26 protein-coding genes are annotated in these 23,884 nt (G+C 68.0%); 7 read left to right on the top strand and 19 right to left on the bottom strand.

The window, feature by feature from the left end:
* Positions 1-23: 23 nt before the first annotated feature.
* From hisI to ABZ789_RS12660, 5 genes are all read right to left on the bottom strand, one after another.
* Positions 24-380 (bottom strand): phosphoribosyl-AMP cyclohydrolase, encoded by a 357-nt coding sequence (gene hisI / locus ABZ789_RS12640; protein ID WP_358424063.1) that lies wholly within the window; start codon positions 378-380, stop codon positions 24-26.
* Positions 377-1,150, bottom strand: coding sequence for an imidazole glycerol phosphate synthase subunit HisF (hisF, locus tag ABZ789_RS12645; protein WP_358424065.1), 774 nt, complete (start codon positions 1,148-1,150; stop codon positions 377-379). Before hisF ends, hisI begins: the two co-directional genes overlap by 4 nt.
* Complete coding sequence (locus ABZ789_RS12650; protein ID WP_358424067.1) at positions 1,147-1,989, bottom strand: inositol monophosphatase family protein; 843 nt, start codon at positions 1,987-1,989, stop codon at positions 1,147-1,149. The genes hisF and ABZ789_RS12650 overlap by 4 nt, the downstream gene beginning before the upstream one ends.
* Positions 1,990-1,991: 2 nt before the next feature.
* Positions 1,992-2,726 carry a bifunctional 1-(5-phosphoribosyl)-5-((5-phosphoribosylamino)methylideneamino)imidazole-4-carboxamide isomerase/phosphoribosylanthranilate isomerase PriA gene (priA, locus tag ABZ789_RS12655; RefSeq protein ID WP_358424069.1) on the bottom strand — a complete coding sequence of 245 codons (735 nt, stop codon included), beginning with the start codon at positions 2,724-2,726 and terminating at the stop codon, positions 1,992-1,994.
* A gap of 73 nt (positions 2,727-2,799) precedes the next feature.
* Positions 2,800-3,642 (bottom strand): ATP-binding cassette domain-containing protein, encoded by an 843-nt coding sequence (locus tag ABZ789_RS12660; protein WP_358424071.1) that lies wholly within the window; start codon positions 3,640-3,642, stop codon positions 2,800-2,802.
* A gap of 208 nt (positions 3,643-3,850) precedes the next feature.
* Between ABZ789_RS12660 and ABZ789_RS12665 the strand changes: the two genes are divergently transcribed.
* Positions 3,851-6,112 carry a YafY family protein gene (locus ABZ789_RS12665; protein WP_358424073.1) on the top strand — a complete coding sequence of 754 codons (2,262 nt, stop codon included), beginning with the start codon at positions 3,851-3,853 and terminating at the stop codon, positions 6,110-6,112.
* 18 nt (positions 6,113-6,130) lie between these two features.
* Here ABZ789_RS12665 and ABZ789_RS12670 read toward each other — a convergent pair whose 3' ends face one another.
* The 8 genes from ABZ789_RS12670 to hisD form a co-directional block, all read right to left on the bottom strand.
* Entirely contained in the window at positions 6,131-6,292 is a 162-nt protein-coding gene (locus ABZ789_RS12670) for a hypothetical protein (protein WP_358424075.1), read from the bottom strand.
* 157 nt (positions 6,293-6,449) lie between these two features.
* Positions 6,450-6,701 carry a hypothetical protein gene (locus ABZ789_RS12675; RefSeq protein WP_358424076.1) on the bottom strand — a complete coding sequence of 84 codons (252 nt, stop codon included), beginning with the start codon at positions 6,699-6,701 and terminating at the stop codon, positions 6,450-6,452.
* A complete protein-coding gene (gene hisH, locus ABZ789_RS12680) occupies positions 6,698-7,333 on the bottom strand; it encodes an imidazole glycerol phosphate synthase subunit HisH (RefSeq protein WP_358424078.1) in 636 nt (211 codons plus the stop codon). The genes ABZ789_RS12675 and hisH overlap by 4 nt, the downstream gene beginning before the upstream one ends.
* Positions 7,334-7,343: 10 nt before the next feature.
* A complete protein-coding gene (locus ABZ789_RS12685) occupies positions 7,344-8,501 on the bottom strand; it encodes an MFS transporter (RefSeq protein ID WP_358424080.1) in 1,158 nt (385 codons plus the stop codon).
* Position 8,502: 1 nt separating this feature from the next.
* Positions 8,503-8,658, bottom strand: coding sequence for a hypothetical protein (locus ABZ789_RS12690; RefSeq protein ID WP_358424082.1), 156 nt, complete (start codon positions 8,656-8,658; stop codon positions 8,503-8,505).
* A gap of 3 nt (positions 8,659-8,661) precedes the next feature.
* Positions 8,662-9,276 (bottom strand): imidazoleglycerol-phosphate dehydratase HisB, encoded by a 615-nt coding sequence (gene hisB / locus ABZ789_RS12695; protein ID WP_358424084.1) that lies wholly within the window; start codon positions 9,274-9,276, stop codon positions 8,662-8,664.
* Positions 9,273-10,406: a histidinol-phosphate transaminase gene (locus tag ABZ789_RS12700; protein ID WP_358424086.1), complete on the bottom strand. Its 1,134-nt coding sequence runs from the start codon at positions 10,404-10,406 to the stop codon at positions 9,273-9,275. Before ABZ789_RS12700 ends, hisB begins: the two co-directional genes overlap by 4 nt.
* Positions 10,403-11,725: a histidinol dehydrogenase gene (gene hisD / locus ABZ789_RS12705; protein ID WP_358424088.1), complete on the bottom strand. Its 1,323-nt coding sequence runs from the start codon at positions 11,723-11,725 to the stop codon at positions 10,403-10,405. The genes ABZ789_RS12700 and hisD overlap by 4 nt, the downstream gene beginning before the upstream one ends.
* Before the next feature lie 121 nt (positions 11,726-11,846).
* Here hisD and ABZ789_RS12710 point away from each other — a divergent pair, with 121 nt between their 5' ends.
* The 4 genes from ABZ789_RS12710 (at position 11,847) to ABZ789_RS12725 (ending at position 15,798) form a co-directional block, all read left to right on the top strand.
* A complete protein-coding gene (locus ABZ789_RS12710; protein WP_358424090.1) occupies positions 11,847-12,230 on the top strand; it encodes a helix-turn-helix transcriptional regulator in 384 nt (127 codons plus the stop codon).
* 178 nt (positions 12,231-12,408) lie between these two features.
* Positions 12,409-14,097 (top strand): alpha/beta fold hydrolase, encoded by a 1,689-nt coding sequence (locus ABZ789_RS12715; protein WP_358424092.1) that lies wholly within the window; start codon positions 12,409-12,411, stop codon positions 14,095-14,097.
* A gap of 109 nt (positions 14,098-14,206) precedes the next feature.
* The gene (locus tag ABZ789_RS12720; protein WP_358424094.1) at positions 14,207-14,611 is read left to right on the top strand and encodes a hypothetical protein; all 405 of its coding nucleotides are present in this window, start codon (positions 14,207-14,209) and stop codon (positions 14,609-14,611) included.
* A 68-nt stretch (positions 14,612-14,679) separates the two neighbouring features.
* Positions 14,680-15,798 carry an alpha/beta fold hydrolase gene (locus ABZ789_RS12725; protein WP_358424096.1) on the top strand — a complete coding sequence of 373 codons (1,119 nt, stop codon included), beginning with the start codon at positions 14,680-14,682 and terminating at the stop codon, positions 15,796-15,798.
* Positions 15,799-15,812: 14 nt separating this feature from the next.
* Here the strand turns inward: ABZ789_RS12725 and ABZ789_RS12730 are convergent, their stop codons facing one another.
* Both ABZ789_RS12730 and ABZ789_RS12735 read right to left on the bottom strand, forming a co-directional pair.
* On the bottom strand, positions 15,813-16,106 hold the full coding sequence (locus ABZ789_RS12730) for a DUF2470 domain-containing protein (RefSeq protein ID WP_358424097.1): 294 nt from the start codon (positions 16,104-16,106) through the stop codon (positions 15,813-15,815).
* A gap of 136 nt (positions 16,107-16,242) precedes the next feature.
* Positions 16,243-17,694, bottom strand: coding sequence for a wax ester/triacylglycerol synthase family O-acyltransferase (locus ABZ789_RS12735; protein ID WP_358424099.1), 1,452 nt, complete (start codon positions 17,692-17,694; stop codon positions 16,243-16,245).
* Positions 17,695-17,896: 202 nt separating this feature from the next.
* On the opposite strand from ABZ789_RS12735, the gene ABZ789_RS12740 reads away from it, so the two are divergent.
* The gene (locus tag ABZ789_RS12740; protein ID WP_358424101.1) at positions 17,897-19,054 is read left to right on the top strand and encodes a lycopene cyclase family protein; all 1,158 of its coding nucleotides are present in this window, start codon (positions 17,897-17,899) and stop codon (positions 19,052-19,054) included.
* A 4-nt stretch (positions 19,055-19,058) separates the two neighbouring features.
* On the opposite strand, the gene nadC is transcribed toward ABZ789_RS12740, so the two are convergent.
* From nadC to nadA, 3 genes are read right to left on the bottom strand one after another with little or no spacing between them, the layout of a single operon-like run.
* A complete protein-coding gene (nadC, locus tag ABZ789_RS12745) occupies positions 19,059-19,925 on the bottom strand; it encodes a carboxylating nicotinate-nucleotide diphosphorylase (protein WP_358424103.1) in 867 nt (288 codons plus the stop codon).
* A 1-nt stretch (position 19,926) separates the two neighbouring features.
* The gene (locus ABZ789_RS12750; protein WP_358424105.1) at positions 19,927-21,522 is read right to left on the bottom strand and encodes an L-aspartate oxidase; all 1,596 of its coding nucleotides are present in this window, start codon (positions 21,520-21,522) and stop codon (positions 19,927-19,929) included.
* A complete protein-coding gene (gene nadA, locus ABZ789_RS12755) occupies positions 21,519-22,550 on the bottom strand; it encodes a quinolinate synthase NadA (RefSeq protein WP_358424107.1) in 1,032 nt (343 codons plus the stop codon). The genes ABZ789_RS12750 and nadA overlap by 4 nt, the downstream gene beginning before the upstream one ends.
* 83 nt (positions 22,551-22,633) lie before the next feature.
* On the opposite strand from nadA, the gene ABZ789_RS12760 reads away from it, so the two are divergent.
* On the top strand, positions 22,634-23,344 hold the full coding sequence (locus tag ABZ789_RS12760; RefSeq protein WP_358424109.1) for an NUDIX domain-containing protein: 711 nt from the start codon (positions 22,634-22,636) through the stop codon (positions 23,342-23,344).
* Between the two features lie 112 nt (positions 23,345-23,456).
* Here the strand turns inward: ABZ789_RS12760 and ABZ789_RS12765 are convergent, their stop codons facing one another.
* A complete protein-coding gene (locus ABZ789_RS12765; RefSeq protein ID WP_358424111.1) occupies positions 23,457-23,756 on the bottom strand; it encodes a nuclear transport factor 2 family protein in 300 nt (99 codons plus the stop codon).
* Positions 23,757-23,884: the final 128 nt, after the last annotated feature.

The following is a 23,884-nucleotide window of genomic DNA, read 5'->3' on the forward strand; positions in this document are numbered from 1 at the left end:
TCACGTCTGTCGGTGCCGGATCGTCAGACCGACTCCGCCTCCAGCAGTACGTCGGTGTCGAAGCAGGTGTGCGTGCCGGTATGGCAGGCTGCACCGACCTGGTCGACGACGAGCAACACGGTGTCCCCGTCGCAGTCCAACCGCACCTCGTGCACGTACTGCGTGTGCCCGGAGGTCTCTCCCTTGACCCAGTACTGCTGTCGTGACCGCGAGTAGTAGGTGGCCTTGCGGGTCGCAAGGGTGCGGGCCAGTGCCTCGTCGTCCATCCACGCCATCATGAGCACGTCGCCGGTGGACTTCTCCTGGACCACCGCGGCGAAGAGTCCGTCGTCGTTGCGCTTGAGACGCGCCGCGATCTCGGGGTCGAGGATGTTGCTCATCGGACCGTGATCCCCTCGGCGCGCATCGCGTCCTTGACCTCTCCGATGGTCAGTTCGCGGAAGTGGAAGACACTCGCAGCGAGTACCGCATCGGCACCAGCATGGATCGCCGGGGCGAAATGGTCGACGGCCCCGGCACCACCGGACGCGATAACAGGCACGTGCACGGCCTCGCGCGCGGCCTCGATCATCTTCAGGTCGAAGCCGTTCTTGGTGCCGTCGGCGTCCATCGAGTTGAGCAGGATCTCCCCGACTCCGAGTTCCTCGCCGCGACGAGCCCACTCGACAGCGTCGATTCCGGTGCCGCGACGACCACCGTGGGTGGTGACCTCCCAGCCGCTCGGTGTCGGTTCCTGGCCGGCGGGGACGGTGCGCGCGTCGACCGACAACACGATGCACTGGGAGCCGAACCGCTCGGACATCTCGCGTAGAACCTCGGGACGCGCGATGGCCGCGGTGTTGACCGAGACCTTGTCGGCGCCGGCGCGCAGCAGACGGTCGACATCCTCGACCGTGCGCACGCCCCCTCCGACGGTGAGTGGGATGAACACCTGTTCGGCGGTCCGCGTGACGACGTCGAGCATGGTGCCGCGGTCGCCGCTCGACGCGGTGACGTCGAGGAAGGTCAGTTCGTCGGCGCCCTGCTCGTTGTAGAGCGCGGCAAGTTCGACCGGATCACCGGCATCGCGCAGGTTCTCGAAGTTGACCCCCTTGACCACCCGCCCTGCGTCGACGTCGAGGCACGGGATGACCCGAACGGCCAGCGTCATGTTCGATCTCCTTCGGAACCCAACTGCTCGGCGACGGACTGTTCCGTCGCCGACTTCACAATCTCCAGTATCTCGCCGTGCACCCCGGGTGCTGCGGCGACCACCGATCCGGAGCCGATCCGCCACGGCGCGCCCGCGAAGTCGGTGGCGATACCCCCGGCGGCATGCACGAGCGCGACACCGGCTGCATTGTCCCAGGGGTGATGGCCGAAGACGACGGCACCACCGATCGCACCTGCCGCGGTGAACGCGAGGTCGGCCCCGGTCGAGCCGTGCATGCGCAGCCGGGCGACCCGTCGGCTCAGTTCGGTGATCACCGCGAGGCGACGAGTGCCGGGAACGCGCCCGCGACTGTCGATGTCGAAGCTTCCGACCGCGATCATGACGTCCTCGAGTCGCGCCTGTCGCAGCGGCTCGGCGGGCTCACCGTTCACGAGCAGCGGCCCCTCGGCGGTGCCGGCGAAGCGCTGATTGGTCAACGGCAGCCAGGTGAGGCCGAGGATCGGTTCACCGTTCTCGACGAGGGCGAGCAGAATTCCTGCCATGGGCAGCCCGGCGGAGTAGTTGATCGTGCCGTCGATCGGGTCGAGCAACCACACGGTGCCCTGGTCCGCAGACGGGCCCCCGAACTCCTCGCCGTGCACCGCGATGCCGGTGCGCTCGGCGAGGGCATCCGAGATCCGCCGTTCGAGTTCGAGATCGAGATCGGTCGCGAAGTCGTTCGGCCCCTTGTCGACGGTACGCGGTGCCCCGTGCCCGGCGACGAAACGATCCGCGACCTCGTCGAGTACGCCGCTCGCGACGGCGAGCAGCCGGTTCAGGTCGGCGGAATCGGTCATCGTCAGCGTGAGACGGCGGCGAGCGCCTCGGTCAGCGTGAATCGGCCCGCGTACAGCGCCTTGCCGACGATTGCGCCTTCCACGCCCTCGTCGACGAGGGTCGCGATGGCACGCAGGTCGTCGACGGTCGAGACACCGCCGGATGCGACGACCGGGGCATCGGTCGCAGCGCACACCTCTCGGAGCAGGTCGAGGTTCGGCCCGGTGAGCGTGCCGTCCTTGGTGACGTCGGTGACGACGTAACGCGAGCAGCCGTCGCGTTCGAGTCGCTCGAGCACCTCCCACAGGTCGCCACCGTCGGAGACCCAGCCGCGGCCGCGCAGTCGCCACTGCCCGTCGAGGAGTTTGACGTCGAGTCCCACTGCGATCCGGTCGCCGAACTCGCCGATGACGCGTGAGCACCATTCGGGATTCTCGATCGCCGCGGTGCCGAGGTTCACGCGGGCACAGCCGGTGGCGAGGGCCGCGGCAAGTGTTTCGTCGTCGCGGATGCCGCCCGACAGTTCGACGTTCACGTCGAGTTCGCCGACGACGTCGGCGAGGAGAGCACGATTGTCGCCGCGGCCGAACGCCGCGTCGAGGTCGACCATGTGCACCCACTCGGCGCCGGCATTCTGCCATTCGAGGGCGGCGTCGCGGGGCGAACCGTAGCCGGTCTCGCTGCCCGCCTCTCCCTGAACGAGGCGAACTGCTTCACCATTGACGACGTCGACTGCGGGCAAAAGGACCAGGCTCACTGCGTACACATTAGTGCCTGCACCGGTGACGCCGTTAAACGCATCCCCGGGGTGCCGGGGAATGCGCCGTCGGTCATGTCGACCGCGCCGCGTCGAGGGCCAGGGAGGTGGGGGTCGGCCGACCCGTGTAGTCGTCGACGGGTCCCTCGTACAGGACCGTTCCACCGTGTCGCCCCGGCCCGGGCCCGAGATCGACGATGTGGTCGGCGTGCCGGATCACGTCCAGGTGATGCTCGATGACGACGACCGTGTGGCGCCGGTCGACGAGATCGTCGAAGACCTGCAGGAGGGTGCCGACATCCTCGGCGTGCAGGCCGGTGGCCGGCTCGTCCAGCACGTAGAGAGTCGGCGTGTTCACCCGCCCGAGTTCCTTCGCGATCTTGACCCGTTGACACTCGCCTCCCGAGAGCGTGCCGAGCGACTGGCCGAGGCGGAGGTAGTCGAGACCCACACCGGAGAGTGCGCTCAGCCCGCGGATGATCTCCGGATGCGGCAGCGCCTCGAGGGCACGACCGACCGTGAGGTCGTCGACGTCCGCGATCGACAGGCCGTTCACGGTGTGGCCGAGAACCTCCGCCGTGAATCGGCGGCCGTGGCAGGTGTCGCAGACGACCTCGTGCCCGTCCATGAAGGCGAGGTCGACGTACACGACACCGGCCCCCTTGCAGGCCGGGCACGCGCCCGCCGAGTTCGCGCTGAACAGGCTCGCCGGCACACCGTTGTGTTCGGCGAACATCCGCCGAAGGGCCGGGGCGATGCCGGTATAGGTGATCGGCGAGGAGCGGCGGTTCGTGCTCACCGGCCGCTGGTCGATCACCGTGGCGTCGTGCTGGTCGACGAGTTCGGCTGCGAGACTGGACTTTCCCGACCCGGCGACACCGGTGAACACGGTGAGCACACCGGTGGGGATCCGCACCGTCAGGTTGCGGAGGTTGTTGCGGCACGCATCGCTGATGGTGAGCCGGCCGGTCGCGGCACGTGCGGCGCGACGATGTCCGTTGTCCCCCCCGCAGCGATCGGCCGGTGGCGGTGTCGGCTCCGTGCAACCGGTCGAAGGTGCCCTGGAAGGCCAGGCGGCCACCGGATGAGCCCGCGCCGGGACCGATCTCGATCACCTGGTCGGCGTGGGCCATCACCGCGGGATCGTGTTCGACGACGAGGACGCTGTTGCCGCTGTCGCGAAGCAGTTCGAGGAGTCCGATCATCGATTCCACGTCGGCCGGATGCAGACCGACCGTCGGCTCGTCGACGACATAGGTCATCTCCGTCAGGCTCGAACCGAGGTGCCGGACCATCTTGATCCGTTGCGACTCGCCGCCCGAGAGCGTGGTGGTCGCCCGGGCGAGCGCGAGATAGCCGAGCCCGATCGTCACCATCGCCTCGAGCAGGGCCGTCAGTGCAGCCACCACGGGTGTCGCACGCTCGTCGTCGACGGCGCGCACCACCTCGAGCAGTTCGGTGATCTCCAGGCGGGACAGCTCCCCGATCGTGTGGCCGCGAAGGGTGACCGCTCGCGCGGCTGCGTTCAGCCGTTCCCCGCCGCAGTCCGGGCACGTCTCGGCGCGGGTGAACCGCCGGATGACGTCCTGTTTGCGTTCGGAGAGATTGTCGGAGGTGTGCAGGTGGATCCGCTCGAACCTCTCGACGACGCCTTCGTAACCGTCCGGCGGCTTGTGCCCCAGCGCCGCAGCGGCATCGCCGCCGTAGAGAAGCGCCTCCCGTTCGGCGGGTCTCCACGCGCGCAGCGGTGTGTTCGCGTCGAAGGAGCCGATGTCGGCGTACTGCTCGTACCAGTACCCACCGCTGCCGAATCCGGGTACCAGGATCGCCCCCTCGGCGAGGGATCTGTCGAGGTCGAGGAACCGCTCGACGGCACTGACGACGATCTCGCCGAGCCCGGCGCAGGTCGGGCACATCCCGTTGGGGTCGTTGAACGAGAATCGGTTCGATTCCCCGAGGACGGGTGTACCCACCCGGGAATACAGCAGCCTCAGATACGTCCAGGTGTCGGTGATGGTGCCGACCGTCGAGCGCGCATTGCCCCCCAGCCTGCGCTGGTCGACGACGATCACGGGCGTGAGGCCGCCGATGTGGTCGACATCGGGCCGCGTCCATTTCGGCAGCCGGTTCCGGGTGAACGGCGGGTACGTCTCGTTCAACTGGTAACCGGCCTCCGCAGCGATCGTGTCGAAGACCAGCGACGACTTGCCGGAACCGGACAGCCCGACGATCACCACGAGTCGGTTCCGCGGAATGCTCAGATCGATTCCGGCCAGGTTGTGAGTTCGGGCGCCCCGGATCGTGATGTGCCGTCCGCGCGCGCTCGTGTCGGTCGCCATGACTGCGACGCTACGAGCTGTTGCGGCCGGATCTCGGCCGCAATCCGAGGGAGAATGGCAGTCATGTCCGACGTCACCGAACGGATGCTCGCGTTGTTGTCGCTCCTACAGACAGGTCGCGCGCTCGGTGGGGACGAACTGGCCCGGCGGCTGCAGGTGAGCCGCCGGACGCTCCGTCGCGACGTCGACCGTCTGCGCGGCTACGGATATCCCGTCGAGACCCGGTCCGGGCCCGGTGGTTTCTACCGTCTGACGTCGGGACGCACGATGCCCCCGCTGGTACTCGACGACGACGAGGCCGTCGCGGTGTTGCTGGGTCTTGCCACTCTCGCAGCCACCGGCCCGGCCGAAGGTGGACTGGACGACGCCGCCATGCGTGCCTACGGCAAGCTCGATCAGTTCTTGCCCGCCAGACTTCGTCCCAGGGTGACGGCCGTTCGCGGGGCCGTGGAGACGTCCGCGCTGCAGGCTCCGAGCGTGTCCGCGGACCTGCTCGGCACCGTGGCGGAAGCGATCGCACGGTGCGAGGTGCTCACCTTCGAGTACATCGATGCTCGGGGCGCGTCGAGCTCTCGGCGAGTCGAACCGCACCGGCAAGTGCATCATCTGCTGCGGTGGTACCTCCTCGGATGGGACGTCGAGCGCGGGGATTGGCGGGTGTTCCGCCTCGACCGCGTGCAGGATCTGTTGCGCACCGGACACCGATTCGCCCTCCGTCCCCTCCCGGCCGAATCGGCTACCGAATATCTGCGGCAAGGACTCCGACAGGGCAGGACACGAGTGGAACTGGATGTGGACGCCCCGGCCGCGCAGGTGGCCGACGCACTGAAATATCAGGATGCCGAGATCCGTTCGCAGAGGAACGGCCGGACCGAGGTCCACCTGGCAGTCGATTCATGGCACTGGCTGGTCCTCGCGGCGGCCCTTCTCGATGCCGACGTCCGCATGCGTGCGGAACCGGAGATCGCCCGGGCCTGCGCGGTGTTCGCCGATCGTCTACGCACAGCGGCGGATGACGCTGTCACCTCCGGGGCGATTGCGAGGTGATTCGGTACAGCGCCGACATCAGTGCAGCGCCGGGGCGCGCCGGTCGTCGGACGAGAACAGCGCGTCCGAGATCTCGTCGCACAGGCGATGGAACTCGGGAGTGCGCTTGATCTCCGGCAGGCGCGGGCGCGGCAGGTCGATCTCGAAGTCCGCGCGGATCCGGCCGGGCCGGGCCGACATCAGCAGCACCCGGTCGGCGAGGTAGACGGCCTCCTCGATCGAACTACAGGTAACCTGTTTGTCCGTTTGATGCCTTATGGGTCACAACCGAGGTCTGCCCGCCCGATCGAGGTTGCATCCCTGCAACAGGCGCCAACCGCAATCGGACGCATGATGATCACCGCTGTCGGTCGTCGTCGTCGGGACCGAAAGCACGACGAACCGACCGCCTCGACACGAAGCCCATCGCACCCACCGCCGCCACGATTCCGAGCAGGGCGATGATCAAGCCGACGAGCGGCGTGGGACGCACCGCGAAGACGACGATCGCAGTCGCCACCAGCACAGCTGTTGCCGCGCCGACGGACTTCAGGGCGTGGCGGCCGAAGGAGAAGTCTCCACCCGGCCGGCCACGCCGCGGGCCTGTCACAACGAACGAACCCAGTTCTGCAGCAGTTGTGCGCCGGCGTCGCCGGACTTCTCCGGGTGGAACTGGGTGGCCGAGAGCGGGCCGTTCTCCACTGCGGCGACGAACCTGCTGCCGTGTTCGGCCCAGGTCACCTTCGGCGGTGCGAGGCGTTCGGGGGCGTCCAGTTCCCACTTGCGCGCAGCGTAGGAGTGGACGAAGTAGAAGCGGGTGTCGTCGTCCATTCCGGCGAAGAGCACCGAATCGGCGGGAGCGTCGACGGTGTTCCACCCCATGTGCGGCAAGACCGGGGCGTCGAGGCGTTCGACGGTGCCGGGCCATTCTCCGCAGCCCTCGGTCTCGATGCCGTGCTCGACGCCTCGCTCGAACAGAATCTGCATGCCGACGCAGATACCGAGCACCGGTCGGCCACCGGCCAGGCGGGTGCCGATGATCTTCTCACCACCGACGCTGCGCAGGCCCTTCATGCAGGCGTCGAACGCACCGACACCGGGGACGACGAGTCCGTCGGCGGCGAGCGCGATCTTCGGGTCCGCGGTGACCTCCACCTGGACGCCGGTACGGGCGATCGCCCGGGTTGCGGAATGCAGATTGCCCGAGCCGTAGTCGAGGACGGCGACCGTGGTTGCGCTCATGACGACGATTCTATGTGGTCAGGCCGGAACGCTCCGAGGGCCCGGCGAGTCGGGCGAGCAGCGGCAGGGTCGGCACCAGAACCGCGGCCACAGCGAAGGCAGCCGGATAGCCCGCTGATGCCGCGACCGCACCGAGTGCGAACGAACCCGCACCGGTACCGGCGTCGAAACCGATATTCCAAGCGGCACTTGCCGACCCGGTGTTACCCGCCCCTGCCCGGCGGAACGCGACGAGCAACGCTTCGTTCTGGACCACGCCGAACCCGAGACCGAAAGCCGTCGCCGCGACGATGAGCGCGATCGCTCCCCCTCTGCCGTCGGCGACGAGCGCGAACGGGACCATCGCCAGCGCGGCGAGGCCGAGCCCGACGGGCAGCAACCTTCCGGCGCCGGTCCGGTCGGCCACCGAACCGGCCGCGTACCGACCGACCAGCGACGACGCACTGAGCACGGCCAATGCGGCAGCCACCGGCAATCCGGACACCGCGATGCGCAACAGCGAAGTGAGACCGCCGTAGGCGATCGCACCGGCTCCGACCGCCACCAGAGGAAACAAGAGCACGACCAGCGGCACGCGTGGTGCTTTACGTGTCTGCTTCACGGTCAGACGAGGCAGACGTATCGCCGCGAGCAATCCGGCGGACGACACGATTGCACCCAGGACGAACACCGGTGTGGTGGAGAACCTCTCGGCGATCGCCAGCCCGGCGGGAAGTCCGACGGTCTGCGACGCCGCAATCGAGATACCCAGCATCCCGGTGGCGCGACCGAGCAGCCGCGGCGGCGCCAGCTCTCCGACGAGCGCGGCCGACGCCACGGTGATCATGCCGAATCCGATTCCGCGGAGTGCGGAGATCCCGAGCACTGCCACCGGCTCCATCGACACGAGGAACAGCAGCGAGGGCGGGCCGAGAAACAGGCAGCCCGCCGCGAGCGTCGCGCGATGACCGAACGCGCGCAGCAACCGCGGCATCGCGAGTTGCGTGAGGACGGTGGTTAGCATGAACACCGCCGTCACCGCCCCGGCGAGCGTGTCGCTGCCACCCGCTTCGGCAATCGCCCACGGTACGACCGGCAGCAACAGCGAGAATCCGCCGAATGCAGCCGCCGACGTCGACCACGCCGGGATCAGCCCGCGAACAGCGAACAGTCCTGATCGTTCCGCCACGTCAGAGCAGCCGGACGATGCCCGCAACGGCCGCCAGCACGGTCAGCGCCAGCAGGACACCCGCGAACAACGTGTTGCGTGCCTTCCACATCGACCAGGTTCCGCCTGCGGCGAAACCGGCGACGATGAAACACAGATAGGTGATGACGACATCCATCGGTCAGAGGCTGCCCTTCGTCGACGGGATGCCGGTGACGCGGGGATCGGGTTCGACCGCCTCACGAAGCGCGCGGGCAACCGCCTTGAACTCGGCTTCGGTGATGTGATGCGGGTCGCGGCCGTAGAGCACCCGAACGTGCAGTGCGATGCGGGCGTGGAAGGCGAACGACTCGAAGACGTGCCGGTTGATCACCGTCGAGTACGGCACGCCGGGGTACCCACCGATCACCGAGTGCACCATGTAGTCGGGTTCGCCGGTGAACACGCAGTAGGGACGGCCGGAGACGTCGACAGAGGCGTGCGCAAGGGTCTCGTCCATCGGGATGAAGCAGTCGCCGAAGCGGCGAATGCCGCGCTTGTCGCCGAGCGCCTGACCGAAGGCCTGACCGAGCACGATCGCGGTGTCCTCGACGGTGTGGTGGGCGTCGATCTCGACGTCGCCCTGCGCCCGAACGGTGAGGTCGAACGAACCGTGCTGGCCGAGTGCGGTGAGCATGTGGTCGTAGAACGGGATCCCCGTGGAGATCTCGGTGCGGCCCGTGCCGTCGAGATTCAGCTCGACGGAGATGCTCGATTCCTTGGTGGTGCGCTCGACCTTCGCGATGCGGTCGCTCATCGGGTTTCCTCGATTTCCGTGGCCGCGAGTTTTTCGCTCACTCGCAGCAACTCGTCGTTCTCGTGGGCCAGGCCGACCGTGGTGCGCAGGAAGCCGGGGATACCGACATCTCGGATGAGCACCCCTTCGTCGAGATACCGCTGCCACGTGGCGGCGGCGTCGGCGAAGCGGCCGAACAGGATGAAGTTGGCGTCGGAGGGGATCACGTCGTAGCCGAGGCGCGCGAGTTCCGCTGCGACGCGGTCGCGCTGGGCCGCCAGTTCCGCAACCGATGCCAGGGTTTCGTCGGCGTGTCTCAAGGCTGCGCGCGCGGCGGCCTGAGTGATGACCGACAGGTGGTAGGGCAGACGCACGAGCAGCAACGCATCGATCACCGCGGGAGCGGCGGCGAGATAGCCGAGGCGACCACCGGCGAAGGCGAACGCCTTGCTCATGGTGCGCGAAACGATGATCTTCGCCGGGTACTCGTCGATGAGGGCCAGTGCGCTCGGCGCCGAGGAGAATTCGGCGTACGCCTCGTCGACGATCACGATGCCGGGCGCGGCATCGAGGATCACCCGCAACTCGCCGAGCGGGATGCTGTGACCCGTCGGGTTGTTGGGGCTCGTGACGAAGACGACGTCGGGACGCTGGTCGTGGATGGCTGCCACGGCCGCGTCGACGTCGAGCGTGAAGTCGTCGCGCCGGTAGGTGGCCAGCCAATCAGTCTGGGTGCCGTCGGTGAGGATCGGGTGCATCGAGTAGGACGGCACGAACCCCATCGCACTGCGCCCGGGACCTCCGAAGGCCTGCAGGATCTGCTGCAGAATCTCGTTGGAACCGTTTGCGGCCCACACGTTTTCGACGCCAACTGCGACGCCGGTCTGCCGCGTGAGATAGGCCGCGAGATCGGCGCGCAGTTCGACGGCGTCGCGGTCGGGATAGCGGTGCAACTGCGTTGCGGCTTCGCGCACCGCCTCGGCGACGTCGTCGACGAGCGCGCGAGTCGGCGGGTGCGGGTTCTCGTTCGTGTTGAGTTGCACCGGCACCGTCAGCTGCGGTGCCCCGTAGGGGGACTTGCCGCGCAGGTTCTCACGCAGCGGGAGGTCGCCGAGGCCGATGCGGACTCCCGGAACGGTCGGTTCGCTCACTTCAGTGCCTCGAATCGCAGTCGCACGGCCTCACCGTGGGCGGGCAGATCCTCGGCGTTCGCCAGGGTGATGACGTGGCCGGAGACATCCTTCAGCGCCGCTTCGGTGTACTCGACGACATGGATGCCCCGCAGAAAGGTCTGCACGCTCAACCCGGAGGAGTGCCTCGCGCAGCCTGCGGTGGGCAGCACGTGATTCGAGCCGGCGCAGTAGTCACCGAGGGAGACCGGCGCCCACGGGCCGACGAAGATCGCGCCGGCGGAGCGGACGCGTGCGGCGACCTCGGAGGCGTTCTCGGTCTGGATCTCGAGATGCTCGGCGGCGTAGGCATTGACGACCTTCAGACCCTGTTCGATGTCGTCGACGAGGACGATGCCGGACTGGCTGCCGGACAGCGCGGTGGCCACCCTTTCGCGGTGCTTGGTGAGCTCGAGTTGCGCGGCCAGCGCGGTGTCGACTGCGTCGGCGAGCTCGGTGCTGGTGGTGACGAGCACCGAGGCGGCCATGACGTCGTGTTCGGCCTGGCTGACCAGATCGGCGGCGACGTGCACCGGATCGGCGGTGTGGTCGGCGAGGATCGCGATCTCGGTGGGACCGGCCTCGGCGTCGATGCCGACGACGGCGCGGCACAGCCGCTTGGCGGCGGTGACGTAGATGTTGCCGGGTCCGGTGATCATGTCGACGGGGGCGAGTTCGCCACCGTCGGTGTCGGTACCGCCGTAGGACAGCAGCGCGACACCCTGCGCACCGCCGACAGCCCACACCTCGTCGACGCCGAGCAACGCTGCCGCGGCGAGAATGGTCGGATGCGGCAGGCCGCCGAAGTTCTTCTGCGGCGGCGACGCTACGACGAGCGATTCGACGCCGGCAGCCTGCGCCGGGACGACGTTCATCACGACCGACGACGGATAGACGGCATTGCCGCCGGGCACGTAGAGGCCGACCCGCTCGACCGGCACCCACCGTTCGGTAACGGTGCCGCCGGGAACGACCTCGGTGGTGACGTCGCTGCGCCGCTGCGCCGCGTGGACGACGCGGGTGCGTTCGACGGCCTCTTCGAGCGCTGCGCGGACGGCAGGGTCGAGTTCGGCGAGGGCGCGTTCGAGTTCGGCCGCGGGTACGCGCACCGAGGCGGGGCGAACCCCGTCGAACTTCTCGCAGTAGTCGAGTGCGGCCTCGGCGCCGCGGTCGCGGACGTCGTCGACGACGGGACGGACCTGATGGAGCACCGCATCCACGTCCACTCCGCCGCGGGGCAGCGCGCCCCTCAGCTCCGCAGTGGTGGGAGTACGACCGCGCAGGTCGGTGCGGGCAAGCATGAGGTGTCCTCTCTCGTAGAACAGGGATCACTCTCTACTATCCCGCATCCCGCACGAGGACTCACATCCGCGCCCGCCTCGGGCGCCTTCCGGGGCCGTTCGGGACCCTTATGCTGTCGCCATGGACGAGGACGAGTCGCACCCCGGCACGCTGGGTGAATTGATCCGCCGTCAGCGTGAGCTCGCAGAACTTCCCATGCGTCAGCTCGCGGCGATGGTGGGCATCTCGAATCCGTACCTGTCGCAGATCGAACGGAATCTGCGGGCACCGAGCGAGCGTGTGCTGCAGGCGATCGCCGAGCAACTGCAACTGTCCGCAGACACTCTCGCGGCGCACGCCCAGGCCGGCAACGGGGACGAGTCTCCAGTACTGCGCGCCATCCGCGAGGATCCCGACCTCACGAACGCACAGCGACGCTCGCTCGAGGAGATGTACGAGGCATTCCGTGAGGTGACCCTCGCGCGGCGGCGACGTGGCGGAGGACGCGAACCGGACGCCGAGTGAGCATTTTCACATCCGGTGTCGGTGGGCCTGGACGTCACGCGGGGTTGGCAGGTCAGCCGCATTTCCGCTCACTCACCACGAACATGCAGGTAGCACGTACCTGGAAGTAAGGTGCGCACTCTTCCTGCCGCTGTCAACCTCGGCTCTGGACCATTCATCCCCGTTCTGGAGTTGCACGGTGCTCAACCATCTGCAGAAGAAGATCACCTCCTCGCTCGACCCCATCGGCTGGGGTCCGGCCGTCGCCTCCGTCGCCGGTCGCGCGGTGAAGAATCCGCGCGCGGTGGCGGATGCGACCACGGAGTACACCTATCGCCTCGCGAACATCCCGGCCGCTGCGACGCGCGTGTGGAGTGCCCGCGACCCCCATGCCCCGGTCACCCTGGATCCGAAGGATCGGCGGTTCTCCGACGCCGCGTGGAAAGAGAATCCTGCCTACTTCTCACTGCTGCAGAGTTATCTCGCCACCCGCGAATACGTCGAGGATCTCGCCGACGCCGGTGCAGGCGATCCGGTCCAGGACGGCAAGGCACGCCAGTTCGCGAACCTGATGTTCGACGCGCTCGCACCCTCGAACTTCCTCATCAACCCAGGTGTGCTCGTCCGCGCACTCGACACCGGCGGAGCCAGCCTGTTCCGCGGCGCGAAATACGCGCTCGAGGATCTCGTGCACCGGAAGGGCTTGCCGCTCAAAGTCGACCGGGAGGCCTTCACTCTCGGCGAGAACATGGCCGCGACCCCCGGCAAGGTCGTCTACCGCAACGATCTGATCGAGGTCATCCAGTACGCGCCGCAGACCGGCGAGGTGCACGAGATCCCCATCCTGGCCGCGCCACCGTGGATCAACAAGTACTACATCCTCGATCTCGCGCCGCAGCGCAGCCTCATCGAGTGGGCAGTGCAGCACGAACGCACGGTGTTCGCGATCTCGTACCGCAATCCGGGCGAGTCGATGCACGAGATCACGATGGACGACTACTACCTGCAGGGGATCGCGGCAGCGCTCGACATCGTCGAAGAGATCACCGGGACGTCGCGCATCGAGTTGCTCACGATCTGCCTCGGCGGTGCGATGGCGGCGATGGCCGCGGCCCGGATGGGCAAGATCGGCGACAAGCGCATCAGCGCGTTCACGATGCTCAACACGCTCCTCGACTACAGCGAAGTCGGCGAACTGGCACTGCTCACCGACCCGGCGACGCTCGACCGGGTCGAGTTCCGGATGAGCAGGCAGGGCTTCCTCTCGGGTGACGAGATGGCGGGAAGTTTCGACATGATCCGGGCACGTGACCTGATCTTCAACTATTGGGTGTCGCGGTGGATGAAGGGCGAAAAGCCGGCAGCCTTCGACATCCTGGCGTGGAACGAGGACAGCACGCGCATGCCGGCGAAGATGCACTCGCACTATCTGCGGTCCCTCTACGGGCGTAACGAACTCGCGCGCGGGCTCTACGAGCTCGACGGCGAGGTCCTCGACCTGTCGGATATCACCTGCGATACCTATGTGGTCGGGGCAATCAACGATCACATCGTGCCGTGGACCGCGTCGTACAAGGCCACAGGGCTGCTCGGCGGGTCGGTTCGCTACGTGCTGACCAGCGGTGGTCATGTCGCCGGCGCAGTCAATCCCCCGAACCCGAAGGCCTGGTACGACGCCGTCGGAGCACCCGACGCGGACGAACTCGCGGCACTGCCCGAGGACCCGAATGCCTGGGCCGAGGAGGCCACCCGCACGCCCGGCTCGTGGTGGGAGGACTGGACCGCATGGTCGACGAAGCGTGCCGGTGAACTTGTCGCGCCGCCGGCAATGGGCAGCGCGCAGCATCCGCCCCTGTGCGATGCGCCGGGAACCTATGTCTTCGAGTGATATTGCGTGTTAGCTATCATCTTGCTAACCTGCTAACAGCGCCGATCCGAGCGCACCCCCACAAGGGAAGTTCCGCTCCCGTCACGAGCGCCCACGGAAGGTTCACATCATGACCGCACCGACCAAGACCACCGCCGCGAACGCCAAGGCGACCGAAGCCGCCACGAAGGCCGCCACCGAGGCCACCGCAACGGCCCAGCAGTCGGCCGAGAAGCTGACATCGACGGCCGCCGCAGTCGCGGACAAGGCCGCCACCGAATTCACCAAGACCGTCGACGAGGCCACCGAGCGCTTCCAGGAGTTCAACGCGAAATTCATCGATGCCGCGAAGCAGAGTGGGAACCTCGGCGTCGATACCTACGAGAAGGCCGTCTCGAGCATCCTGGATCTGCAGGAGAAGGTCGCCGAGGCCACCCCCGTCGAGTGGGTCGCCGACCTCACCAAGGCTCAGGTCTCCTTCGCGCGCGAGCTCACCACCACCGTCACGAGCACCGCTCGCGACCTCCTCAAGTAATCGACGACTCCCTCGATGCAGTTGTCGAACTCGAACACCGCCACGGCGGACGTTCTCCGGTGCAGTGCATGCAGTCACTGACACCTGCCAGGATCGCCGCGGCCCCGATTCGTCTCGGGACCGCGGCGATCGCCGGTTGGAGCGCTTATCTCGTCGGCCTCGTACGACGCGGCGCCACACCGTGCACCGTGGTCTCCGACGCGAACCGGTACAGCTGGGCCCTGACCTCGGTCACGCTTCCGCGCTGGAGCACGAACTGGCCGGTGGTGCGCCGATGGCCCCTCGGCAATCTCCGCGACTGCGGCACACCCGACGCAGTCCGAGACGAGATTCCCACTCTGCTACTGCCGCCACAGGCCGGCACCCACTCGTGCATCGTCGACCATTCCGCCGACCGCAGCCAGATCGAAGCGCTCAGAGCCGGCGGTCTCACCCGTCTGCACTGCCTCGACTGGGCGCCGGCGACCACCACAACGGACGACTGTTCGATCGACGAGCACCTGGCCGTAGTGGCCGACGCCGTCGCTCATCTCGGCGGCAGGGTGAACCTGATCGGCGACAGCCAGGGCGGGTGGCTCGGCACCGTCTACGCGGCACTGCACCCCGAGACCGTGCACTCGTTGACCGTGGCTGGGGCACCCATCGACTTCCACGTCGATCAGCCCGCGCTGTCGATGCTGGCGCACGTACCACAGGCAGCGGCAGCATCCGCGATCGAATTCTGGTACGGCGCAGCGCGAGCCGTGGGATTGCAGACCACCGACCCGATCGGCGAGATCGAGCGCGCGATGACGCTGCTCGGCCGGATCGACGATCCCGACGAGGTCGCGCGCTGGGAAGCCGAACGGCACTGGTTCGCGTGGAAGCAGGAGATGCCCGCAGCCTTCCGCGAGTGGATCCTGCGCCATCTGTTCGTCGGCAACGAACTCGTCGCCGGAACGCTGACGGCCGAAGGACGCGTCGTGGATCCGGCCTCTGTCGACTGTCCGGTGCACCTGATCGCCGGATCCGCGGACCTGCTCGCGACTCCCCGGCAGGTCACCGCGCTGGCAGAGTACGTATCGACCCCGCCGGAGAGGATTACCACCACCGTCGCCGATGCCGGGCACATCGGGCTGTTCATCGGCCGCCGTGCCCTCACCGAGGTGTGGACGCCGCACGCCCGTCGCGTGGCAGCACAGAAGTGACGGTGCAGGCGCGATCAGGAGGAGGCGTCGACTCCGAGCCGGATGCACGCGGCCTTGTAGAGATCGACGACTGCCGTACGAAGCCCGGCGCGGTCGGTGACCGGTTCGAGCCACGGGATCCGCACGGTGTAATCGCGATCGCCGCCGACGACGACCCACTCCCCCGCCTCACCGTCGACGCCGGTCATCCGCGCCTCGGTCGCACCGGGCTCGGCGAAAGCGCGCACGATGAGCAGGCTGTCGGCTGCGTGATCGTCGTTCATGTGGGCGGTCACGGCCGCCACCACCTGGCTGTCGAAGTCGGTCACGGGCGCTCAGCGTAACCAATCGAGACGATCGACGGGCGTGTCGGTCCCGACTACCACCGGCGTCGACTCATCCGACGATGCGACGCGACGATTCCCGGCGGCGTGCAGACGGCCGTGTGCCGTTCGGAGGAACGTGTCAGCCGCGTCCGGCAGCACTTCCCCCGCTCCCCCTGCTCATATCGTCGTCGACCTCCACTCGGACTCCGAGAGCGGACTCCAGGGCCCCGAGTTCGTCGTCGAAGTGATCGAGCAACCGGGTGAGATCCGGCACGGTGCGGCCGCACGCCGTCAACCCGAAGGCGATCTCGTCGTCGGTACTCGTGCAGGTGATGTTCAGCGCCTGCCCGTCGACGGGCACCGACAACGGATATACCGCATCGACGCGTGCGCCGTTCCAGTACAGCGGCGTGTCGGGTCCCGGTACATTCGAGACGATCACGTTGAACGGTGGTCGTGGCAACGCCCGGTTGCCGGTGAGCACTCCCACCGCGAGGGGTGCGATACCCACCGCACTGGTCGCGAGACGACCGATTCTCGACATCGAGTTCATCGCGTGCTTGCCCTCGATCATCGAACCACGCACGCGCGCAAGGCGTTCCACCGGATCATCGCACTGCGTGCCGAGTGTGCACATCAGGACGCCGATCTCGTTGCCCGCCGGCGCCTTGCCCTGACGCAGCGACACCGGGACCATCGCGACCAGCGAATCGTCCGGCAGTGCTTCGTGTTCGGCGAGAAATGCCCTCAGTGCGCCGCCGGACAATTCGAGGACGACGTCGTTGAGCGTCGCGTCGGCCGCCTTCGCCACCATGCGGAGTCGTTCGAGCGGCCAGGACCTGGCCGCGAACCGGCGCGATCCGGAGATCTGACGATTGAGAATGGTGTTCGGAGCACTCAGGGACAGGGAGCCGCCGCGATTGTGCAGAGCGCGGTCGACGGTGCCGATCACGGCCGGTACCAGCGCCGCCGCCTCGGAGACCACGTGGACGGCGTCGTTCACCGCGCCGGTCGCGGCACGGACTACCGCGCCGGGGAAGCCGATCGCTGTGCCCATCGCCGAACGCGTCGTGGACTGCACCTCGGGTGCCGCCCACGGGGCAGGCATGCCTGTGCGTTCCGGATCGGTGCTGAGTGCCCGGCGCAGCAGACGCATCGCGCCCACTCCATCGGCGACCGCGTGGTGGATCTTGACGTACAAGGCATAGCGACCGTCGGCCAGACCTTCGATCAGATGCATCTCCCACAGCGGGCGCGTGCGGTCGAGCAGCGAGGCATGCAGGCGGGAAACAAGTTCCCACAGATCATCCATCGTGCCGGGAGACGGCAGCGCATTGAACCGGACGTGATAGTCGATCGAGAAGCGCGGATCGTCCTCCCACGCCCATTGGCCGAGGGTGAACAGCGAGCGGGTGGGCCGCCTGCGCCACAGCGGTCCGGCCGGTTCGTCGCGGGCGAGCGCCTCGGCGAACATCGACCGCAGGTCGCCGGCGTCCTGCCCGTCCGGCGGCTGGAGCAGCAGAAGGCCGCCGACGTGCATCGGATGGTCGCGCGACTCCCCGAGCAGGAACATCGAGTCGGTCGGTGGCATCGGTAACCGCATCGTGTCCTACTTCCTCTCCCCCGACCGGAGCAGGCCCCCCACCCTTCGTGACCGACTCCGGTATGTCGATGTTGTCAGTTGTACCGCAGATGACACGAGCGCGGGTACCGTCTCGTCCGACTCGTGTTCCGGTATCCAGAGCGGCGACGACACTCGTGCCGGACACCACCGCATTCGACCGGGAGGTGCCGTGGTTCTTCGCCCATGGGACACGACCGTGCAGGGAGGAATCGTCGTCCTCGGAGCCGGCCTGAGCGGACTGTCGCTGGCCGCCCATCTCGCCACGACCGACGCCCGGCCCGGTCCGGTGGTGGTGGTCGACGACGGGCGCCACGACATCACTCGGGCAGCCTGGGCATCGTGGACCCGGAGATCGTCCCTGCTCGATCCTGCCGCCACCGAATCGTTCGGACGCATCCGCATCCATGCGAAAGGCCGGGGCCGGGAACTGCCCCTCGACGATTACGTCTACCGCGTGGTCCACGGCGCGCGTCTGCTCGCCGAAGTGCGCCGACACACCGATTCCGTCGCCGACATCGGCTCTGTGACAGGGCGCGTCACAGACCTTTGCACCTCCGGCGGTGCGCGCGTGCTCCTCGACGACGGGCGCGAGTTGCGGCCCGAGTGGGTCTTCGACGCGCGGGGCCCGGCACCGGCGACCGTCGGCGCCGACGCAGCCCTGGACTTCCTCGGGTTCCGCGTCCGGTCGCGGCGCCCGGTCTTCGACCCGCACGCGCCCGTGCTGTTCGACTTCCGAACCGACCAGCAGGTCGCGTCGTTCCTCTACGTGCTCCCCACCGACGCGCAGCACGCCCTCGTCGAGCACACCTGCTTCACCTCTGCGTCCCGTCCGCCGATCGACGATGCGAAGCATCACGGCGCGATAGCCACCTATCTCACCGATGTCCTCGGCCTCGGCACCGGATCGTTCGATGCGGAATTCGCCGAACACGGCCGGCTGCCCCTCGTCGCGCATCCCCCGAACCGAGTGGAGGGCCAGGTCGTGCGGATCGGTGCGGCCGCGGGCTTGCTCAAGGCGTCGAGCGGCTACGCCTACGAACGGATCCAGCGGGACTGCGAGGCCATCGTCCGCTCGTTCGCCCGGCACGGCCATCCCTGTGATCTACCGAAACCCGCCTCCCGGTTCGGTCGTTACGATCGCGCGTTGCTGCGGGTGCTCGTCGAACGTCCGGCATTTCTCGAGGACATGTTCGCGCGGCTGTTCGACCGGAACTCCGCAGCTCCGGTCCTGCGATTCCTGGATGAGGACACCTCGGTGCGGGAGGAGACGGCCATGTTCGCGTCCTTGCCGGCAGCCCCGCTGATCCGCGCGATGGCACACCGTTGACGCATTACATGTCGAGGCCGAAGTCCAGCACCGTCACCGAATGGGTGAGCGCACCCACCGCGAGGTAGTCGACACCGGTGCGGGCGTAGTCGGCCGCCACGTCGAGGGACAGCCCGCCGGAGGATTCGAGCCGGGTCTGCGGCGCGTGGGTGTTGCGGCGCTGCACCGCGATCTGCGTCTGCCACAACGGGAAGTTGTCGAGCAGGATCAACTCGACGTTCTCGGCGAGCACCTCGTCGAACTGCTCCAGGGTGTCGACCTCCACCTCGCACGCGATGTCGGGGGCGTGTTCCCGGACTGCGCGCAGTGCGGCGACCACCGAGCCTGCCGCCGCGACGTGGTTGTCCTTGATCAGCGCTTCGTCGCCGAGTCCCATGCGATGGTTGACGCCGCCGCCCATCCGCACCGCATACTTCTGCAGCGCGCGCATTCCCGGCAGGGTCTTGCGGCTGTCGCGGATCTTCGCCTCCGTGCCCGCCACCGCATCGACCCAGTGCGAGGTGGCCGTGGCGATGCCCGACAGGTGACACAGGAGGTTGAGCATCGTGCGCTCGGCGGTGAGCAGACCACGGGTCGGCGCCTCGACGGTCAGGACCGGATCCCCGGGCAGCACCCGCTCCCCGTCGGTCCGCCGGTCGAGCACGCGGTAATGATCGGCCCCCATGACGTCGTCGAGGACGAGCAGACCGACGTCGAGACCGGCGAGGGTGCCGGCCTGCCGCGCGACCACCGAGGCGGTGGCGACGGCGTCGGCGGGCACGGTGGCCTCGGTGGTGACGTCCGGCCCGTAACGCAGGTCCTCGTCGAGTGCCTTCCGGACCAGCTCGCGGGTCTCGGCGAGGTCGAGCCCGTCGGGCAGCACGGTGGTCATCTCAGTTGACTCCTGTCAGTTCCGGTGTGGTGAAAGACAATTCGCCGTCGTCATCGAGGCGTAGTTCGAGGCTGCGTGCCTGTGCGGGGTCGGGGTCCCGATGGTCGCTGCGGGTGTGACATCCGCGCGACTCGGTGCGTCGTTGCGCGGCGAGCAGCAGGGCCCGCGCGGTGACGGTGAGAGCGGCGTCCTCGAGACGTTCCGCGTCGAGGCACGCGCCCGTGGTACTCGCCTCGACGAGTTCGGTTGCAGCAGTGTCCAGCCCGTCGGCGTCTCGTACGACCAGTGCATGCCGCGTCATGAGCCGTTGCACTCTGGCGCGGTCGCAGACGGCAGGTCCGACGGAGGGGATGTCGGTGGATTCGGCCCGAATCCCGGCGCGTTCGAGCGCGGCGGCCGTTCCGGCACGTTCGCCGAGCACGAGTCCTTCGAGCAGGCTGTTGGAGGCGAGCCGGTTCGCGCCGTGCAGCCCGGTGCGCGCCACCTCACCGGCCGCATAGAGCCCGGGAACGCGGGTGCGACCGTGCACGTCGGTGACGACACCCCCGCACGAGTAATGCGCTGCCGGAGCGACGGGAAGCAGATCCCGAACCGGATCGAGGCCCGCCTCGGCACACATCGCCGTGATGGTCGGGAACCGGGCAGCGAACCCGGCGAGGTGCCGCGCATCGAGGTAGACGTGGTTCTCGTCGAGTTCGCTCAGTCGCTCGGCGACAGCCCGCGAGACGACGTCACGGGGCGCCAGGTCGCCGAGCGGGTGTACTCCCTCGGTGATCGACCGGCCGCGGGAGTCGAGCAGTCGCGCTCCTTCTCCCCGTACCGCTTCGCTGACGAGCGGTCGCCGCCCGGTGCCGCCCTCGGCGAACAGCACTGTCGGGTGGAACTGGACGAACTCGAGGTCCGCAACCCCGGCGCCGGCGGCCAGCGCGAGCGCGATGCCGTCGGCCGTGGCACCGGGCGGATTCGTACTGCACGCGTAGAGCTGGCCGAGACCACCGGTCGCGAGCAGTACTGCCGGAGTGTGGACTATCCCGAACCCGCGGGAGTCGAGGACCAGCAGTCCCGTGACTCCGTATGCATCCGTGAGGACCCGTGCGGCAGCAGCACCGAACAGCACGGGCAGGCCGGCTGCTCCCAGTGCGCGCTGCACTTCGGCACCGGTCGCATCACCACCGGCATGGATGATGCGGCGGGTGCTGTGCCCGCCCTCGCGGGTCCGGGCGACGTCACCGTCTCCCCCGGTGTCGAAGACCGCACCGAGATCACGCAGGGCGGTCACCGCGTCGGGTCCGGCGGAGACGATCGAGCGCACAGCCTCCCGGTCGCACAATCCTCCGCCCGCCGCGAGAGTGTCGGCCACGTGGGCATCGACACTGTCACCGACCGGCGCGACCACGGCGATACCACCCTGCGCGTACTGCGTGGCCGTGTCGGTCGGTCCGCCCTTACTGACGGTGAGCACTCGCGCACCGCGACGGGACGCGGCGCGCGCCGCCGTGAGGCCGGCGACCCCACCCCCGACCACCACCACGTCGGCGTGGTCCTCCCACGCGACAGCGACGGAGGTCGCCCGCGCGACAGCGGCGGACGTAGTCACTCTCCGCTGCCCGGATTGCCGATGGCGATCATGCGCTGCACCGACAGCCGGGCACGCTCGGCCACCGCCGCGTCGACGTGGACCTCGTCGCGTCCTTCCTGAAGACAACGCAGCAGGGCCGCAGGGGTGATCATCTTCATGTAGGGGCAGGACGCACGGTCGTTGACCGCCTGGAAGTCGATGCCGGGCGCGGCCTTACGGAGCTGGTGGAGCATGCCGACCTCGGTCGCGACGAGGACCTGCTTCGCACCGGTCTCCCGGGCAGCGTCGATCATGCCGCCGGTGGACAGGATCTTGACCTTGTCGTCGGGCACGAATCCTTCGCCTGCGAGATAGAGCGCCGAGGTCGCGCAGCCGCATTCGGGGTGGACGAACAGGTCGGCGTCGGGGTGCGCCTTGGCCTGGGCGGCGAGTTCGTCGCCGTTGATGCCGGCGTGCACGTGGCACTCCCCGGCCCAGATGTGCATGTTCTCGCGACCGGTGACGCGTTTGACGTGGGCACCGAGGAACTGGTCGGGAAGGAACAGCACCTCACGGCCGGGGTCGATGGAGGCGACCACGTCGACGGCGTTGGACGACGTGCAGCAGATGTCGGTCAGGCCTTTGACCTCGGCGGTGGTGTTGACGTAGGAGACGACGACCGCGTCGGGGTGGTCGGCCTTCCACTCGCGCAGCTGGTCGGCGGTGATCGAGTCGGCGAGAGAGCAGCCGGCGCGTTCGTCCGGGATGAGCACGGTCTTGTTCGGGCTGAGGATCTTCGCGGTCTCGGCCATGAAGTGGACGCCACAGAAGACGATGGTGCCCTCCTCTGCCTCGGCGGCGATGCGCGAGAGTGCGAGCGAGTCGCCGACGTGGTCGGCGACGTCCTGGATCGCGGGAAGCTGGTAGTTGTGTGCGAGCAGCGTGGCGTTGCGCTCACGGGCCAGGCGACGGACCTCTTCGGCCCACTCCGGCGTCGCCTCGACGCCTGTGTAACCGCCGGGGCCGTCGACGATGGTGGCGGCTCCCGCCCACTCGGTCGTGGTCATGGCCTTGCTCCTTCGAGGGGTGTCATCCCGGCGGGCTGTGCCGAGATTTCCGTGTGCGAGGTTTTCGACTTAGGATCGAAAACATGACACATGGTAACACCCGTCACGAAGTGCTCATCGCTGTGTTCCAGGTTCGCCACTTCGCGGACAGTTCCGGAACCCCTCGCGAGGAGCCCGAATTGGGAGTGTTGCTGTGGCAGCGAGCCCTCGACCCGCAGGTCGGCACGTGGTCGCTCCCCGGCGGGCAATTACGCAACGACGAAGACCTCACGACGTCGGCGCGACGGCAACTGGCGGAGAAGGTCGACGTCCGCGAGGTCGCACATCTCGAGCAGTTGTCCGTCTTCTCCGATCCGGCGCGGGTACCGGGTCCTCGCACGATCGCATCGACCTATCTCGGACTGATTCCACTCACCTCGGACCCGCAACTGCCCCCCGACACGGCATGGCATCCCGTGTCGAACCTCCCCGAGATGTCTTTCGACCACGGCGTAATGGTCGCGAATGCTCACGCCCGCCTGGCCGCGAAACTGTCGTACACGAACATCGCGTTCGGCCTGGCCCCGGCCGAGTTCTCGATGTCGACACTTCGTGACATCTACTGCGCAGCATTGGGATACGAGGTGGATGCGACCAACCTCCAGCGGGTGCTCGCACGCCGGAACGTGCTCACCCGCACCGGCAACACGGCACCCTCCGGCAAAGCCGGTGGGCGGCCGCCTGCGCTCTACCGGTTCACCGAATCCCGACTGCGGGTAACCGACGAGTTCGCCGCCCTACGTCCACCGGTCTAGTGCGGGGAACTCTGCCGGGTCCGCAGCCCACTCGCGTGGGATCAGAGCACGTCGATGCGGATCTCGCAGACCCGCCCGTTTCCGACCCGGTAGCGGCCCCGCTTCTTCTGCGTCACTGTCTGCCCTTCCCCACAGGCGCCCCCATGAAGTCCGGGACGTCCACCCGGGCAGTGAGGGTGTTGAGGATCGTCACCGTCGCCATGTCCCCATTCACCTCGATCCGATCCGGGATCATGCGATCGACGAAGACGGCCGCCCTGCTCCGATATGCGTCGAGATAGGTCGACAGACCCTGCTCGGTCCCGGCAGCCGAATGCAGCACCACATCCTTGTCGAGCAGTTCTGCGAGCCGGTCCGGCTCTTCGCTGTTGTACGCCTCGAAATAGGCGGTGAGAACCCCCTCGACGCTCATGCTTTCTCCCCCTCGACCGCGGCTGCCGGAAACGACGTGTGGTCACCGTACGACGGGAATGCACCGCCGTAGTCCGGATCGCCCGGTCGTCGTGGCGGCCCGAGGGCTCGAGGTTCGCCGCGGCCGGC

Origin of the sequence: Rhodococcus sp. NPDC047139, from assembly GCF_040643435.1 — a bacterium.
In the GTDB taxonomy this organism is placed as follows: Bacteria; Actinomycetota; Actinomycetes; order Mycobacteriales; family Mycobacteriaceae; genus Rhodococcus.

Coding starts and splice junctions, on each gene's coding strand:
- ABZ789_RS12760 (WP_358424109.1), top strand. CDS start 22,634: ATGACACATGGTAACACCCGTCACGAAGTGCTCATCGCTGTGTTCCAG.
- hisH (WP_358424078.1), bottom strand. CDS start 7,333: ATGAGCGCAACCACGGTCGCCGTCCTCGACTACGGCTCGGGCAATCTG.
- ABZ789_RS12765 (WP_358424111.1), bottom strand. CDS start 23,756: ATGAGCGTCGAGGGGGTTCTCACCGCCTATTTCGAGGCGTACAACAGC.
- ABZ789_RS12670 (WP_358424075.1), bottom strand. CDS start 6,292: ATGTCGGCCCGGCCCGGCCGGATCCGCGCGGACTTCGAGATCGACCTG.
- ABZ789_RS12650 (WP_358424067.1), bottom strand. CDS start 1,989: ATGACCGATTCCGCCGACCTGAACCGGCTGCTCGCCGTCGCGAGCGGC.
- hisF (WP_358424065.1), bottom strand. CDS start 1,150: ATGACGCTGGCCGTTCGGGTCATCCCGTGCCTCGACGTCGACGCAGGG.
- ABZ789_RS12735 (WP_358424099.1), bottom strand. CDS start 17,694: ATGCCACCGACCGACTCGATGTTCCTGCTCGGGGAGTCGCGCGACCAT.
- ABZ789_RS12720 (WP_358424094.1), top strand. CDS start 14,207: ATGACCGCACCGACCAAGACCACCGCCGCGAACGCCAAGGCGACCGAA.
- nadC (WP_358424103.1), bottom strand. CDS start 19,925: ATGACCACCGTGCTGCCCGACGGGCTCGACCTCGCCGAGACCCGCGAG.
- ABZ789_RS12710 (WP_358424090.1), top strand. CDS start 11,847: ATGGACGAGGACGAGTCGCACCCCGGCACGCTGGGTGAATTGATCCGC.
- ABZ789_RS12725 (WP_358424096.1), top strand. CDS start 14,680: ATGCAGTCACTGACACCTGCCAGGATCGCCGCGGCCCCGATTCGTCTC.
- nadA (WP_358424107.1), bottom strand. CDS start 22,550: ATGACCACGACCGAGTGGGCGGGAGCCGCCACCATCGTCGACGGCCCC.
- hisB (WP_358424084.1), bottom strand. CDS start 9,276: ATGAGCGACCGCATCGCGAAGGTCGAGCGCACCACCAAGGAATCGAGC.
- hisD (WP_358424088.1), bottom strand. CDS start 11,725: ATGCTTGCCCGCACCGACCTGCGCGGTCGTACTCCCACCACTGCGGAG.
- ABZ789_RS12690 (WP_358424082.1), bottom strand. CDS start 8,658: ATGGATGTCGTCATCACCTATCTGTGTTTCATCGTCGCCGGTTTCGCC.
- hisI (WP_358424063.1), bottom strand. CDS start 380: ATGAGCAACATCCTCGACCCCGAGATCGCGGCGCGTCTCAAGCGCAAC.